At 59.4% G+C, this 14,938-nt stretch carries 16 protein-coding genes and 2 pseudogenes; 4 read left to right on the top strand and 14 right to left on the bottom strand.

Translation table 11 applies throughout. The features are described from left to right. Nucleotides 1-62: 62 nt before the first annotated feature. The 9 genes from N1937_RS27135 to N1937_RS27095 all read right to left on the bottom strand — a co-directional run bounded on the left by N1937_RS27135 (nucleotide 63) and on the right by N1937_RS27095 (nucleotide 9,573). Nucleotides 63-1,787 (bottom strand): ABC transporter substrate-binding protein, encoded by a 1,725-nt coding sequence (locus N1937_RS27135; protein WP_162116629.1) that lies wholly within the window; start codon nucleotides 1,785-1,787, stop codon nucleotides 63-65. Nucleotides 1,788-1,868: 81 nt separating this feature from the next. Continuing rightward, nucleotides 1,869-2,165: a DUF2160 domain-containing protein gene (locus N1937_RS27130; RefSeq protein ID WP_003552210.1), complete on the bottom strand. Its 297-nt coding sequence runs from the start codon at nucleotides 2,163-2,165 to the stop codon at nucleotides 1,869-1,871. After that, nucleotides 2,165-3,076: a carbohydrate ABC transporter permease gene (locus N1937_RS27125; RefSeq protein WP_170280653.1), complete on the bottom strand. Its 912-nt coding sequence runs from the start codon at nucleotides 3,074-3,076 to the stop codon at nucleotides 2,165-2,167. The genes N1937_RS27130 and N1937_RS27125 overlap by 1 nt, the downstream gene beginning before the upstream one ends. Before the next feature lies 1 nt (nucleotide 3,077). After that, entirely contained in the window at nucleotides 3,078-3,944 is an 867-nt protein-coding gene (locus N1937_RS27120; RefSeq protein ID WP_162116627.1) for a carbohydrate ABC transporter permease, read from the bottom strand. A 2-nt stretch (nucleotides 3,945-3,946) separates the two neighbouring features. Beyond that, a complete protein-coding gene (locus tag N1937_RS27115) occupies nucleotides 3,947-5,017 on the bottom strand; it encodes an ABC transporter ATP-binding protein (protein WP_162116626.1) in 1,071 nt (356 codons plus the stop codon). 9 nt (nucleotides 5,018-5,026) lie between these two features. Continuing rightward, complete coding sequence (locus N1937_RS27110; RefSeq protein ID WP_170280652.1) at nucleotides 5,027-6,106, bottom strand: ABC transporter ATP-binding protein; 1,080 nt, start codon at nucleotides 6,104-6,106, stop codon at nucleotides 5,027-5,029. Between the two features lie 41 nt (nucleotides 6,107-6,147). Continuing rightward, nucleotides 6,148-7,662 carry a glycerol-3-phosphate dehydrogenase gene (glpD, locus tag N1937_RS27105; protein ID WP_170280651.1) on the bottom strand — a complete coding sequence of 505 codons (1,515 nt, stop codon included), beginning with the start codon at nucleotides 7,660-7,662 and terminating at the stop codon, nucleotides 6,148-6,150. Nucleotides 7,663-7,784: 122 nt separating this feature from the next. After that, nucleotides 7,785-8,558 (bottom strand): DeoR/GlpR family DNA-binding transcription regulator, encoded by a 774-nt coding sequence (locus tag N1937_RS27100; protein WP_017969345.1) that lies wholly within the window; start codon nucleotides 8,556-8,558, stop codon nucleotides 7,785-7,787. 97 nt (nucleotides 8,559-8,655) lie between these two features. Then, a complete protein-coding gene (locus tag N1937_RS27095) occupies nucleotides 8,656-9,573 on the bottom strand; it encodes a DMT family transporter (RefSeq protein WP_170280650.1) in 918 nt (305 codons plus the stop codon). A 73-nt stretch (nucleotides 9,574-9,646) separates the two neighbouring features. On the opposite strand from N1937_RS27095, the gene N1937_RS27090 reads away from it, so the two are divergent. Together N1937_RS27090 and N1937_RS27085 are read left to right on the top strand one after the other, a co-directional pair. Then, a complete protein-coding gene (locus N1937_RS27090) occupies nucleotides 9,647-10,576 on the top strand; it encodes a LysR family transcriptional regulator (RefSeq protein ID WP_162116624.1) in 930 nt (309 codons plus the stop codon). Between the two features lie 189 nt (nucleotides 10,577-10,765). Beyond that, nucleotides 10,766-11,536: a hypothetical protein gene (locus N1937_RS27085; RefSeq protein WP_170280649.1), complete on the top strand. Its 771-nt coding sequence runs from the start codon at nucleotides 10,766-10,768 to the stop codon at nucleotides 11,534-11,536. Nucleotides 11,537-11,592: 56 nt separating this feature from the next. On the opposite strand, the pseudogene N1937_RS27080 reads toward N1937_RS27085, so the two are convergent. Together N1937_RS27080 and N1937_RS27075 are read right to left on the bottom strand one after the other, a co-directional pair. Next, nucleotides 11,593-11,691, bottom strand: a pseudogene (locus N1937_RS27080) (GNAT family N-acetyltransferase); the annotation flags it as partial. A gap of 99 nt (nucleotides 11,692-11,790) precedes the next feature. Next, the gene (locus N1937_RS27075; RefSeq protein ID WP_017969341.1) at nucleotides 11,791-12,312 is read right to left on the bottom strand and encodes a DUF992 domain-containing protein; all 522 of its coding nucleotides are present in this window, start codon (nucleotides 12,310-12,312) and stop codon (nucleotides 11,791-11,793) included. 589 nt (nucleotides 12,313-12,901) lie between these two features. Here N1937_RS27075 and N1937_RS27070 point away from each other — a divergent pair. Together N1937_RS27070 and N1937_RS27065 are read left to right on the top strand one after the other, a co-directional pair. Continuing rightward, complete coding sequence (locus N1937_RS27070; RefSeq protein WP_170256981.1) at nucleotides 12,902-13,150, top strand: hypothetical protein; 249 nt, start codon at nucleotides 12,902-12,904, stop codon at nucleotides 13,148-13,150. Nucleotides 13,151-13,170: 20 nt separating this feature from the next. Then, on the top strand, nucleotides 13,171-13,530 hold the full coding sequence (locus tag N1937_RS27065; RefSeq protein ID WP_170280648.1) for an EF-hand domain-containing protein: 360 nt from the start codon (nucleotides 13,171-13,173) through the stop codon (nucleotides 13,528-13,530). 77 nt (nucleotides 13,531-13,607) lie between these two features. Here N1937_RS27065 and N1937_RS27060 read toward each other — a convergent pair whose 3' ends face one another. From N1937_RS27060 to N1937_RS27050, 3 genes and pseudogenes are all read right to left on the bottom strand, one after another. After that, entirely contained in the window at nucleotides 13,608-13,772 is a 165-nt protein-coding gene (locus N1937_RS27060) for a DUF1328 domain-containing protein (protein ID WP_162116620.1), read from the bottom strand. Between the two features lie 99 nt (nucleotides 13,773-13,871). Further along, complete coding sequence (locus N1937_RS27055) at nucleotides 13,872-14,462, bottom strand: hypothetical protein (protein WP_170256983.1); 591 nt, start codon at nucleotides 14,460-14,462, stop codon at nucleotides 13,872-13,874. A gap of 147 nt (nucleotides 14,463-14,609) precedes the next feature. Beyond that, a pseudogene (locus tag N1937_RS27050) lies at nucleotides 14,610-14,867 on the bottom strand (VOC family protein); the annotation flags it as partial. Nucleotides 14,868-14,938: the final 71 nt, after the last annotated feature.

Raw genomic sequence — 14,938 nt, 5'->3', positions numbered from 1 at the left:
GCTTGCGGCCGGTGGCGGTAAGTGATGGCCGGAAGCCTCGTTGCCTCCGGCCGAGGTCCGCCTTACTTCGACTGCCAGCTCTTGACGAGTTCGTCGTAGTTGACCGTGACCGGCTTTTCCTTCTCGTTCTCGATCTTCAGCTGCGGCGCAAGGTTGCCCTTCTTCACCGCATCCGCGTTCCAGTAAGCGAGGTCATGCTCTTTGGCGAGTTTCGGGCCGATATCGCCCTGGACGCCCGATTTCTCGATACGACCCATGACCTTCTCCTGCTCGCCGCAAAGAGAATCCATAGCTTCCTGCGGTGTCTTGGCGCCGGCAGCGGCGTCACCGATAGCCTGCCACCAAAGCTGAGCCAGCTTCGGATAGTCGGGAACGTTGGTGCCGGTTGGCGACCACTGAACACGCGCAGGCGAACGATAGAACTCGATCAGACCGCCAAGCTTTGGAGCGCGCTCCGTAAAGCTCTTGTCGCGAATGGTGGATTCGCGGATGAAGGTGAGACCGAGCTGGCTCTTCTTCACGTCAATCGTCTTCGAGGTCACGAACTGTGCATAGAGCCACGCGGCTTTTGCACGGTCCGTCGGGGTCGATTTCATCAGCGTCCAGGAACCGACGTCCTGATAGCCAAGCTTCATGCCGTCTTTCCAGTAGACACCATGCGGGCTCGGTGCCATGCGCCATTTCGGCGTACCGTCTTCGTTCATGACAGGCAGGCCAGGCTTGACCATGTCTGCGGTGAACGCCGTGTACCAGAAGATCTGCTGCGCGACGTTACCCTGCGCCGGCACCGGACCGGATTCCGAGAAGGTCATGCCCTGAGCTTCCGGCGGTGCATAGGCCTTCAACCAATCGAGATACTTCTGGATCGAGTAGACGGAAGCTGGGCCGTTGGTATCGCCGCCGCGCGCGACGCACGAACCGACAGGACGCGACTTTTCGTCGACCTTGATACCCCATTCGTCGACCGGAAGACCGTTCGGCAGACCCTTGTCTCCGTTGCCAGCCATCGACAGCCAGGCGTCGGTGAAGCGCCAGCCGAGCGACGGGTCCTTCTTGCCGTAGTCCATATGGCCGAAGACCTTCTTGCCATTGACGTCGCGGCCAGTGAAGAATTCGGCGATGTCCTCATAAGCGGACCAGTTGACCGGAACGCCGAGATCGTAGCCATACTTCGCCTTGAAATCGGCCTTGTTCTTCTCGTCGTTGAACCAGTCATATCGGAACCAGTACAGGTTTGCGAACTGCTGGTCGGGAAGCTGGTAGAGCTTCTTGTCCGGTGCCGTCGTAAACTTGGTGCCGATGAAGTCGTCGATATCGAGGCCGGGGTTGGTAACGTCCTTGCCTTCGCCGGCCATCCAGTCGGTCAGGTTGCGCACCTGCTGATAGCGCCAATGCGTACCGATCAAGTCGGAGTCGTTGACCCAGCCGTCATAAAGGTTCTGACCGGTCTGCATCTGTGTCTGGATCTTCTCGACAACGTCACCCTCTTGAATGACGTCGTGCGTGACCTTGATTCCGGTAATCGCGGTAAAGGCCGGAGCCAGAACCTCGGACTCATACTTGTGGGTGGTCAAGGTTTCCGAAACAACCTTGATGTCCATCCCCTGGAAAGGCTTCGCAGCATCGATGAACCATTGCATTTCCTTTTCCTGGTCGGCGCGAGAGAGCGTCGACACGTCGCCGATCTCTTTATCCAGAAAAGTCTTTGCCTCGTCCATGCCGGCATAGGCCGACCCGGTCATGGCCAGCAGCACGGCTGCTGTCGTCGTCAATAAATGCCTTCGCATGATATCCTCCCAGGGTTTTGCGATTGCAGTCTTCACGTCTCAGGCGGCCAGAAAAACCCCGGCCGTCTGCATCAGTTTGCCTCAAACGTAACGGAATACGCCAACGGCGTAGACAACGGAGAGAGCGAGAGCCCACCAGAGGCTTGATCCAGCGAGACCAAGCCAGGCAAGATGGATAAAGGCGCTGCCGAGCAGCGAAAGGAAAAGCCGGTCACCGCGCGTCGTCTCGAAGCGCAGGATTCCGATCCGGGGATTGCCGCCCGGAGCGGCGTATTCCCAGACCCCCATGCCGATCAGCAGCAATGCGATGACGACGAAGAAAGTGGCCGTCGGCCAGGTCCATGCCATCCATGAAAAATCGGGAAGCGAAAAGCTCATCAAACCCTCCCCAGGGCGAAGCCCTTGGCGATGTAATTGCGCACAAACCAGATCACCAGCGCCCCTGGGATCAAGGTCAGAACACCGGCGGCGGCGAGCAGGCCCCAATCCATGCCGGATGCAGAGACGGTACGGGTCATGGTGGCAGCGATCGGCTTCGCGTCGGTCGTCGTCAGCGTGCGTGCGATCAGCAACTCGACCCAAGAGAACATGAAGCAGAAGAAGCAGGCGACACCTATGCCGCTCGCAATCAGCGGCGTGAAGATCTTCAGGAAAAAGCGCGGGAACGAATAGCCATCGATATAGGCCGTTTCGTCGATTTCCTTCGGCACACCGGACATGAAGCCTTCAAGGATCCAGACCGCAAGCGGCACGTTGAAGAGGCAATGCGCCAATGCCACGGCGATGTGCGTATCGATGAGCCCAAAGGCTGAGTAGAGCTGGAAGAACGGCAGGGCAAAGACCGCCGGCGGCGCCATCCGGTTCGTCAGCAACCAGAAGAACAGATGCTTGTCACCAAGGAACCGATAACGGGAGAAGGCATAGGCCGCCGGCAGCGCGGCTGCCACCGAGATCACCATGTTGATCACGACATAGGTGATTGAATTGATGTAGCCGGAATACCAGGCCTTCTCCGTGAAGATCGTCACGTAATTGGCGATCGTCGGGTTATGAGGATAAAGCGTCAGAGAATTGACGATTTCCGCATTGGTTTTGAAGCTCATGTTGACGAGCCAATAGATCGGCAGCAGGAGCACAATGATATAGATCGTCGGAACCAGCCACCACCAGCGCGATTCCTCGCCGCGCCGGCGCATCAGACGGCTGACTTCATCGGCGGAGAGCCCGCTTGCGACACTGGTAACGCCAGAGATTTTTCGGCTCGCTGTCGTTTCGTTGGAGGCGCTCATTTCAATTCTCCGCGTCGTGGCTTGTCATGACGGTGTAGAACACCCACGAAAGCAGCAGGATGATCAGGAAATAGACCAGCGACATGGCAGCGGCCGGGCCGAGGTCAAACTGTCCGAGGGCGGTCTTGACCAGATCGATCGACAGGAAAGTGGTCGCGTTGCCGGGACCGCCACCAGTGACGACAAAAGGCTCGGTGTAGATCATGAAACTATCCATGAAACGCAGCAGTACGGCGATCAGAAGAACGCGCTTCATCTTTGGCAGCTGGATATAGCGGAACACAGCCCAACGAGAGGCACCGTCGATCTTGGCTGCCTGATAGAAGGCATCCGGAATGGAAACGAGGCCTGCATAGCAGAGCAAGACGACCAGGCTCGTCCAGTGCCAGACATCCATGATGATGACCGTCACCCAGGCGTCGAGCGGATCCTGCACATAGTTGTAATCGATGCCGATGGCATTGACGTAATAGCCGAACAAACCAATGTCGTTGCGGCCGAACACCTGCCAGATCGTGCCGACCACGTTCCACGGGATCAACAGCGGCAGCGCCATCAGAACCAGGCAAACCGGCACGCCGATGCCTGATTTCGGCATGTTGAGCGCAATGAAGATACCGAGCGGGATCTCAAGAGCGAGAATGATCAACGAAAAAATCAGGTTTCGCTGCAGGGCGGCCCAGAATCGGTCGGAATGCAGGATTTCGGTAAACCAGTCCGTTCCGTTCCAGAAGAACTGGTTGTTTCCGAAAGTGTCCTGAACGGAATAGTTCACAACCGTCATCAAGGGAATGACAGCCGAGAAAGCCACCAGCACGAGGACCGGCAGAACCAGAAACCAGGCTTTGTTGTTCCAGGTTTTTTCCATGATTAAGCCTCCGGTCCGGCGCGCCAGGAGTCGGCATAGATACTGATGCCCGATGGCTCGAAGGTCACCCGGGGATCAGCCGGAATTTCCTCGTCCTCAGGAACGATGACTGCGATTGGCTGGCCGGCAAATTGCGCGCGGACGATCTTCTGCCGGCCGATATCTTCCACCTTGCTGATCGTCACAGGCATACCCTCGCGGCCGACCCGGATAAATTCGGGCCGGATGCCAAGCTCTACCTTGGACGCCGACGAAGTCTTTGGCGCATAGTCGAGCGACAGCGCGTGCTCGCCGACCCGAACCGTACTGCCCTCTACCTTGGCCGGCATAAAGTTCATGCCCGGCGAACCGATGAAGTAGCCGACGAAGGTATGGCTTGGACGCTCGAAGAGTTCGGTCGGAGTGCCGATCTGCACGATCTCGCCGTCGTACATCACAACGACCTTGTCGGCGAAGGTCAGCGCCTCCGTCTGGTCATGCGTGACATAGACCATGGTAAAACCGAACTGCTTATGCAGCCGCTTCAGCTGCGATCGCAGCACCCATTTCATATGCGGATCGATAACAGTGAGCGGCTCGTCAAAGAGAATCGCGTTCACATCCGAGCGCACGAGTCCGCGGCCGAGCGAAATCTTCTGCTTTTGGTCCGCAGTCAAGCCGCGCGCCCGCCGCTTGGCCCAGCCGGCAAGATCAATCATCTCGAGGATCTCGCGGACGCGCCGGTCGACTTCCGCCTCGGCCACGCCGCGGTTGCGCAGAGGAAAGGCCAGGTTATCGTAAACCGTCATCGTGTCGTAGATGACCGGAAACTGGAATACCTGCGCGATGTTTCGCTGCTGCGTCGGCAGGTTCGTAACATCCTGCCCGTCGAAGAGAATCCGCCCTTCTGAAGGCTGAATGAGGCCGGAAATGATATTGAGCAGCGAGGTCTTTCCGCAGCCCGAAGGCCCGAGCAGCGCATAGGCGCCGCCGTCGTTCCACTCGTGGTGCACTTCCTTGAGAGCGTAGTCCTTCTCGCTCTTCGGGTTCGGCCCATAGGCATGTCGAATATGATCGAGGGTGATACGTGCCATGATCTTCTCCTAGCCCCTCTGCCTGGCAATGGTGATCGCCCGGCCGTCCGCGCCGAACGCCATCAGGTGGCGCGTATCGATGAAAACGGAGAGATCCGTGTCCGGGTCGACATTGTGGATGCCGTGCGCAAGCATCACCCAGCGGGTGTCGGCAAATTGCAGATGCACGAAACTTTCCGACCCGGTGATCTCCGAAACCTGCGTCCTTGCCGTCATCCGCGCCGAACCAGCCGTCTGGGCAGTTGGTGCAAGATGATGCGGGTGAAACGCTATGGTGGCCGGCCCGTCCGGCACATTCTGAAGATGCGGCGGCACTGCAAAAAGCAAAACGCCATCGCGCAGGAAGTTGCCCTCCGATTTGACCAGATCAATGAAATTCAGCGGCGGATCGGCAAAGGTTTTCGCCGTCGTCAGATCGAGTGGATGACGATAGACCTCGACCGTCGGGCCAAACTGGGTGATCCGGCCCTCACTGAGCGCTGCCGTATTGCCGCCCAGCAACAAGGCTTCGGAGGGTTCCGTCGTGGCATAAACGAAGATTGCGCCGGACTGCGCGAAGATGCGCGGCAATTCCTGCCGCAGTTCCTCACGCAGCTTGTAGTCGAGGTTGGCAAGCGGCTCGTCCATCAAAACGAGGCTCGCATTCTTCACGAGTGCACGGGCAAGCGCCGTGCGCTGCTGCTGGCCGCCCGAGAGGTTGAGCGGCGTGCGATCGAGATAAGGCCCGAGTTTCAGAAGTTCGGCGGCCTTGCGCACCTCCAGATCGATGGTCTTGGCATCCTTGCCGGCAATCCGCAGCGGCGAGGCAATATTCTCGTAGACCGTCAATGCCGGATAATTGATGAACTGCTGGTAGACCATCGCGATGTTGCGCTTCTGGACAGGCATACCCGTCACGTCAGCGCCATCAAAATGGATCGTACCGGTCGTCGGCCGATCAAGGCCGGCCATCAGACGCATCAACGAGGTCTTGCCCGACAAGGTCGGCCCAAGCAGAACGTTTAGCGTTCCTCTTTCAAAAACAAGATCGGTTGGGTGGATATGATAGTCTCCTCCCACCATCTTTGCGGCCTTCCGCAGTTCCAGCATTCCTGTTCCCGTGCCTCCACGCAGCGGGGACCACACGCCGCCTATCCGACCATCGCCGGTATGGCAGCCATGTACTCCTCCAGTGACTGGGCCTGCTCCTTCGAAAGGCGCAGACCATCCTTTGTTCTCCTCCACAGCACGTCTTCGGCGTGCCGGGCCCATTCATATTCGACCAGATAGGTTACCTCGGCCACGTAGAGATCGCCGCCGAACAGCCGTCCGAGATCGTCGAGGCCGCGGGCTTCGCCGAGCAGCATCTTGGCCCTGGTGCCGTAGCGGCGTACCAGCCGGCGGGCGTGCCGATCGGCGAGGAACGGATAACGCCGTTTCAGATCGGCGACCTCGGCATCGTAACCCCGGACCGGGAAGTCGCCGCCGGGCAGATGGCTTTTGGCCGTCCACGGGGCGCCCTTGACGCCGATCGCAGCGCCGATCTTCTCCAGCGCATGTTCGGAAAGCCGACGATAGGTGGTGAGCTTGCCGCCGAAGACGTTGAGCAGCGGCGCGGCATTTCCTTCGCCCTCCAGCTTCAACACGTAGTCGCGCGTCGCCTCCTGCGCTTTCGAGGCGCCGTCGTCATAAAGTGGCCGGACCGCCGAATAGGTCCAGACGATATCCTCCGGCCTGACCGGCTCCTTGAAATATTCCGACGCAGCATTGCAGAGATAGACCGTCTCCTCCTCCGAAATCCTGACATCCTTGGGATCGGCGGTGTAGTCGCGATCCGTGGTGCCGATCAGGGTGAAGTCGCCCTCATAGGGGATGGCGAAGATGATGCGGTTGTCGGGATTCTGGAAGAAATAGGCGCGCGGATCGTCGAATTTCTTCTTCACGACGATATGGCTGCCCTGGACGAGGCGGACATGGTGGGCTTCGTTCTGGCCGAAAGCAGAACGTATGACATGGTCGACCCAGGGGCCGGCGGCATTGACCAGCATACGAGCTTGATGGCTATCGTTGCGGCTGGTGACCACGTCGGTGGTCTCGATATGCCACAGACCGTTCTCGCGCCTTGCCGACACCACCTTGGTGCGCGGCATGATGGTCGCGCCCTTGTCGGCGGCATCGCGGGCGTTCAGCACCACCATGCGGGCATCGTCGACCCAGCCGTCGGAATATTCAAAGGCCTTGGAAAACAGCGCCTTCAGCGGCTTTCCGGCCGGATCGCGGCGCAAGTCAAGCACCGATGTCGGTGGCAACAGCTTGCGGCCGCCAAGATGGTCGTAAAGGAAGAGACCGAGCCGGATCAGCCAGGCCGGCCGGATGCCGCCCTTGTGGTAGGGCAGCACGAAACGCAGAGGCCAGATGATGTGCGGCGCCATCGCCCAGAGGATCTCGCGCTCCATCAGCGATTCTCGCACCAGGCGGAACTCGTAATGCTCGAGATAACGCAGGCCGCCATGGATCAGCTTGGTGGCGCCCGACGAGGTACCCGAGGCGAAATCGTTCATTTCCGCCAGCGCCACCGAATAGCCGCGCCCGACGGCATCGCGCGCGATGCCGCAGCCGTTGATGCCGCCGCCGATGACGAATATGTCGTAAATCTCCCGGCCCAATATCCCCTCCGAGCCCACTCCCAATTTCGCATCGCACAAAACTTGCGCAATTGCGAAAGCAACATCAGTTAAAACGAAAGAGATACGAATGTCAAACGAATGTTTGGTGGGGAGATGTCTGTCTAACGAAATCTGCCGTTGGTTTCGATCAGCTTCACATTGTTTTCGAGGCAGAGACTGCGGATCGACGGCACCGGACAGTGATCGGTGATGAAGGTATGAACCTGGGAAAGCTGGCCGATCCTGACGGGTGCGGTGCGTTCAAACTTCGTCGAATCGGCAACGAGAATGACATGTCGGGCATTGGCGATGATTGCCTGAGCGACCTTCACTTCGCGAAAATCGTAGTCAAGAAGCGCACCGTCGATGTCGATCGCAGACGCGCCGATCACGGCGTAGTCGACTTTGAACTGGCGGATGAAATCGACGGCCGCCTCGCCGACGATCCCGCCGTCCGAACCGCGCACGACCCCGCCTGCGATTACCACCTCGATTGCCGGGAAAAGGCGCAACCTATTGGCAACGTTTATATTGTTGGTGATCACCATCAGCTCGTGATGGTTGGCGAGCGCCTCGCCCACCGCCTCTGTCGTCGTTCCGATGTTGATGAAGAGCGAGGCGCCGCTCGGGATGAGCTCGACCGTCGCAATGCCGATCGCCTGTTTCTCGGAAGCGGCGATCTGGCGGCGCGCTTCGTATTTGACATTCTCCGTCCCACTCGGGAATGTGGCGCCGCCATGGATGCGCGTCAGCAGCTGCGCATCGCAGAGATCGTTCAGGTCCTTGCGGATCGTCTGGGGCGTCACCGAAAAGCGGGAGGCGAGCTCCTCCACCAGAACCCTGCCGCTCGATTTCGCAATCGCCACGATTTCAATTTGCCGGTCGGTCAAGAACATGAGCGCGCGCCTTTCGATCTGCTTTCGTTTTAGAGAAAGCGAACCGCAGCGCAATGCCTATCTGTTGCCGGGCCGCCTTCCCGGCCCGAATTCGACGCTACCGCTTCCGCATCACGTTGACGACCAGCACGCCGAAGATTGCCATGACGCCGCCGATTGCGCCGAGCATGGTCGGTGTTTCGCTCAGCCAGACGAACCCGATCAGCGTGGCGACCGGCGGAACGCCGTAGAGGAAATTCGAGGCGCGGGCGGCGGTCAACCGCTTCAGGGCAATCGCCCAAGTGAGGTAGCCGATCGCGGTTGGGAAGATGACGAGATAGGCAACCCCCCAGTTCACCTTCGCCGGTGCGGCGGCAAGCGCCTGGATCGTCGCTGGAACGGCCGGAAACAGCGGCACGGAACCGATCAGCAGGATCCAGGCAGTGACGGCAAGCGCCGGCAGCCGCCCGAGCAGCGGCTTCTGCAACACGCTGGCGATCGCTGAGCAAAGCGCTGCGCCAAGGATGAGGACCGCATTTGGATCGAGCTTGAAACCACCGTCGGAGGCGACTGCAATCAGCGCCACGCCGCCGAAGGAAATCGCGGTGCCCGCCCAGCCCCAGCGGCCGAAGCGCTCGCCGAGCGCGAATGTGGCGATGAGGGCGGTGAAGACCGGCATGGTGTTAATGATGAAGCTCGCCGGTCCAGCGGCAACGGTCTGCTCGCCGGTGTTCAGCAGAACCGCATAGGCAGCAATGAAAAGCACGGCGGCAACGGAGAGACGAACGAAATCGCGTTTTTCCGGCATCGGCCGGTAGATAACGAGATAGACGAGCGCGATGACACCGGCTGCCACATAGCGGGCTGTCGCCAGTTCGATCGGCGTCAGCGGTCCGAGGCAGATCCGGATCACCACGAAGGAGGACGCCCAGAAGAGGATGGTGACGAGGATCGCCGCAAAGGCCACCAGATCAAACCCGCCTTGCTGTTTCGTCGAAATCGGTGCGCTTGCCGCCATGCTCATTTTCGCCTCCACATGTTCCTGCAACAGTGGATTAGGCCATCGATGCGTGCTTGAAAAGCATCGCAATCGATGATCAAATGTGCGTATGGTTCACAGCTCGCCAGTGCTTCCGCCGCTCGATACGCTCGAGACCTTTGCCCGTGCCGCCCGGCTCGGATCGTTCTCGGCCGCGGCGGAGGAAAGCGGCATCACCCACGGCGCGGTGTCTCGGCAGGTCTCGCGCCTGGAGCGCTGGATGGGCGTACGGCTGTTTGCGCGCGAAGCTCGGGGCGTGCGCCTGACGCCGGAAGGTATGCGGTTCTTCGCGCGGGCGGAGGAAGCGCTCGCGCTGCTCGGCAATAGCGGCGAGCGCTGGCTGCCTCGTCGCAACAAAGCAGTGGTGCGCCTTTCGGTGACGCCCTCCGTCGCCTCTCTATGGCTGTTTCAGCGCCTGCCGAAGCTCGAAGGAAACGAGCTGCATGTCGAGTTGACGCTCGAACACCGGCTGGCGGATTTCGGCGAAGGCACGGATCTCGCCATTCGCTGCGGCAAGGGGCCGTGGGCCGGCGTGCGTGCCCTGCCGCTCTGGCAGGAGAAATCGTTTCCGATCGCCGCCTCGATGCTGGCGGACCGGCTCGGGCAGCGCTCCGATGCCCTTTCGCTGCTCGAGATGCCGATCCTGCATGATTCGAATATTGAAGGCTGGCGCCGCTGGCTCTCCCGTGAGGGTGTCGACTACACGCCGCGCGGCCACGACCGGCGCTTCGAGGACTACAATCTGGTGATCGATGCCTGTGCGCAGGGGCTCGGCATCGCGCTCGCGCGCCCGCCGCTGTCGGATGCCGCGCTGGCCACCGGGCGCGTCGTAGCCGTCTCGGAGCGGACACTCGATTACCATGTGGCCTTTCACCTGATTAGACCGGACGATGCGCTTAGAAGCCCTGCCATCGAATTCGCCAGCCGCTTTCTGCGCGAGGCTGGCCATGACGAGGCGACGATCGCTACTTTTATCGCACCCGGTCGAGTAAAAGCGTAGGCGGAACGGACGGCCCGCGCTAATCGAACCAGTTGATCTCAGAGCAGACAAACGACGGCATGCCGCTACGCGGGCGAAGGGAAAGAAACCATGGCGCCAGCCACTCGATGGCAAGAGAGTCGGGGCCGCTCAACTGTTTATCGCGAATGCACCGGCTAGATGTCAGACCTCCGAGCAATAGGATTTCTTATGATCCGCAGCTCCTCGCGAAGCAATATCCTGAAACACACAGTGCGATCCGATGCAGAAAAAGCGCGCATTTGTGCCGCGAACAATGCAGACCTTTATCAGGCGATGTTCCGTGCCCATGGACTGCCTGATCAGCGGACCAGTGCATTTTGGTCAAGCGATGCGATCGCGCCCCCCTACTATTCCAACATGACGACACTCGACCCGGACGCAACAGAGGAACAGCTGATTGAAATCGGTCGACTGACAGATCGACTAGGACGGCGACCTGGTTTCAAAGACGGGTTTTCCAGGCTGGATCTCGTCAACAAGGGATTCCAGTTGTTGTTTTCCGCATCATGGATTTGGGCTGAACCTCACAGACTTTCAGCGCGTACGCCTCAAGATTGGGCACGCATTCGCGATGCGGCGGCACTGGATCGCTGGGAACATTCCTGGAAAGAGGCTGGTAGCCCGACCGATGCCAACGTCTTCACACCGGCGCTGCTTTCCGATCCCAACATGCATATCTACGGCCGATGGGCCGGCGATGGTTTTGATGCGGGCTGCATCGTAAATCGATCACCCCAAGCTGTAGGGATCTCCAATATCTTTAGCTTGACTGGTTCGCCGCAGGCTTTCCCAGATGCCATTTCGTTGGCCACTATCGCCTTTTCACCCGATGTGCCGCTGGTCGGGTATGACAGTGGCGCAGCATTAAACGAAATGACAAAGCTCGGCTTCAGGTCAGTCGGCAAACTGAGGATTTGGCTATCTGAGGACGCTTCCTAAGCGTCCTCTATTTGCTCTCAAATAGCGTAGTTTGATGTGAAACCAATGCTACGCCCTCTATAGTGCTCGGGCGGCGTGCCGTAGCCATCCCCGATCTTCCGACAATTCCCAACCAAGACCTCGTCCTCGTCGGGCGTTGCTATTCGAATATCCATGATGTCGTGATCCGGCTTGGGCGTGCGAGGGCGCGAAATCGCTCCTCAGAAGAGGTGGCGCCCCTTGCCGCCATGCGGCGGGAGGCGCCAAAAGGCATATCAATTCGCTGCCGTCAGCGTCATCGAGGCACTGCCGGCCGCAACGTTGAGGCCGAGCTGACCGGTCAGGCTGACCGTCTGCAGATGGATCGAACCGGAGGTGCCGCCAACCAGGAGATTGGCGCCGACACCGGCGCCGAGCGTCGCCTCGGCAGTAGCGCCGACATAGAGGCCGGCGAGCGATCCGCGGTGATAGCCGGCCGTCGGCGCGAACACGGCCCAGATCAGGCGGCTGCGCGTGGTGAAGCCAATGTCGATGCCGAGCTTTCTCACTTCGCCGGTATAACGATCCGAAAGTTCGTTGCCGACGGTCGACTGGAAGATGCAGTCAGCCTCTTTGGAGGAACCGAGCACGTAACCCGTGCCGCCACCAATATCGCAGGTGAGGTAGCCGATTTTCACGCCATTGCGCAGATCCGGCTCTTCATATGTCCTCGTGACGAGGTCAGCGGCATTGACCGCCCCCGCACCGACAAGCGTCAACGATACCGCGGCAAACGCCGTCGCAACAATTTTCTTCATAAGTCTCTCCTTCTCAAATCGTGACGGGAGCATACCCGGCTACTCGCCACCAGATTCGGCAACAGATAAGGGACGAAACCGCAAAACGATCCCGAACCGGCATCATTTACGCATCGCATGTCAAAGCGCGTGGGAGGGCGCAGGCGACAAACACGCTTACGGTTCAGCCCCATTGGGACATTTCGAAGGCATCTTTTCGCGTTATCCGGTTATTTCACGATGTTGTCAGGGATGGTTGCTGGAAAGGCACGGTCCCGACCGCCGCCAACTCTCAACGAGCGGTAGCATGCACATCGCAGGCACCCCTATTTGCGTAGACGATCGATGATCGCGCAGGTTGCCATGCCATATAGATATCTGTACTATTTGAAGATACTCTCCATGCGGCACTGTAACTGGAGAGGAAACGGCATGATGTCTTGGCATTGCCGCAGAATTTCCGCTTGCTTTCCGGAATTATGCTTCTGTTCGAACAGAAACTAAGTTTGAATTTGAGAAATATAATCAGGCGATATTTTCGCGGGGGGCGGACAATCGTACGCCCGCCGATCTCTATTGGAGATGGCGGGCAATCTATCGGGAGGGAAAGATGGGCATAAGCAGGACAAATATCATACTGGCGGGATGCCTTGCCGTCTCCGCCTGCCAGTCCGGGCCGACGTCGCAGGCCGTCTCGGATCGTAATTCCGAATTCGGCTGCATTGCGGGAACCGTCGGCGGCGCGATTGTCGGCGGCTTGATCGGCAGCACGATCGGCGCCGGAACCGGGCAAGTGCTTGCTATCGGCGCCGGCATCGGCGGCGGCGGTTACGTCGGCAACCGTCTGGCTTGCCGCTAATTGGAGAGGGATAACAAGCGATGAAGACCTTGGCTTTGGTGACCACATTCATACTGTGCCAATGCGTTGGGGCAGTGGCGCAACAACAGCAACAGCCCGGATCGATGTATCAGGGCCAGATGGATCGGCTTGACACGAATACCACCAAGACCGTCGACCGATCGGAATACGAGACCTTCATGGGCACGGCTTTCGGAAGTCTCGACAAAAACAAGGACGGCAGCCTGCAGTCCGATGAGACGGTGCAGATTCTGACGGCCGCGCAATTCACTTTGACCGACGCGAACCACGACGGCCGCATCAGCCGCAGCGAATTCATGCAGCGGGTGATGGCGGATTTCGCGACAGCCGACCACGACCGGGACGGAAACCTTCAGTGACGGAGGCCTCAAACCGGATGTGGCAATGAAGAAAAACCCGGCAATGTTCGCCGGGTTTCATGCTCGATTTGTTCGCACTAGGTTCTTCTCATCAGTTGCATAACGAGCGAGACGACGAACAGCACCAGGAAAATGAAGAACAGAACCTGGGCAATGGAAGCTGAAGCCCCTGCGATGCCGCCAAATCCGAGGACGCCGGCAATCAAGGCCACGACGAGAAACACGAGAGCGTAATAAAGCATCGCAATCTCCTTGTACGTTGCTGCGGTGATAACGAAGGCAGCCCCATTTGGTTCCCGTCCGTCTGATGGCCGGGACATGCAGCGTCGCATCAGCTCCATTCAGCCGACCTGAAAGACGCCGCTGTACATCCGGTCGCCTTCATTCGGCTCGGGAGGTTCGGCTGCGTCGAGATAGGCCTTGAGCGGCCCGGTCAGGACGAACCAGATGCTGGCTCCCAGCATGAAATAGGCTCCCACCGGATCGTCGATGCGGGCGATGAACGGAAGGCAGGCGGATGCGAAGAGGACGATGATCCGCACCGACCACTCCGCCTCACGTTTAGCGATGGCGCGCGCTCTTAGCGACTTGTATTCCCGGGCGCCGTAACCGCCTTGCCCTGCCTTCACAGCCGAAAGCAGCTTTCGAGCGGACGGCAGCGCCAGCATGACCAGCGCGGCAGCACTGAGCGTGAAAGTCTCGCCGGCCATGACCTGCCCGCTCGCGATCAGGAGAAAGGAGAGCACAACGAGATTCCACGTCGGCTCCAGCAGCTCCGGCGGTTGCCGCGTGCGGATATGCCAACTCCGCAGCAAACCCGCCGCGCCGTGCAGTAGCGGCTGATCGATGTAGCGATTGATCCAGTCCATGCCGATGCGCCCGTCCCCGATTGCATGAAGAGGCCTCCGAACACCACGGAATTTGGTCATCATCGTGGCAACAGCCGCCGAATCCGTTCTTTGCGTGGAAGAAGCCGCCTGCCCGTACGGCCGATGACGGCAAAATACGAAGGTGGCATCAGAGTACTGCAACAGCCGTCTAAAGTGCGTCGCTTTAAATCTTTATTTTTGCGCATGTCGTTATCGCAAACCGCTGCACACTTTTGCGCGACATGCTTTGGCGCAATTCCGCGCGACCTCCCAGACATGGCCCGACGGATCGGCAAAAGCCGCGGTGCGGCGGCCCCATGGGCGATCGGTCGGGCCGTTGAGCAGCGTGACCCCGAGTTTGCGCAGTTCTGCAAAAACCGCATCGACGTCATCGACCTTGATCGTCAGCAGCAAGCGTACGCCCGAACCGAGCGCTGACACTGCGACCGGCTCGACCAGTTGATGCGCCTGCGCTGCATCGAGTTGCTTCGAGCGGCCAACCGATATCGCTGGCCGGCTCTCGCTTGTCGTTCCGACGC

The organism is Rhizobium sp. WSM4643 (assembly GCF_025152745.1).
Lineage (GTDB): Bacteria > Pseudomonadota > Alphaproteobacteria > Rhizobiales > Rhizobiaceae > Rhizobium > Rhizobium leguminosarum_I.
This window is presented reverse-complemented; position numbering and strand designations above follow the sequence as displayed.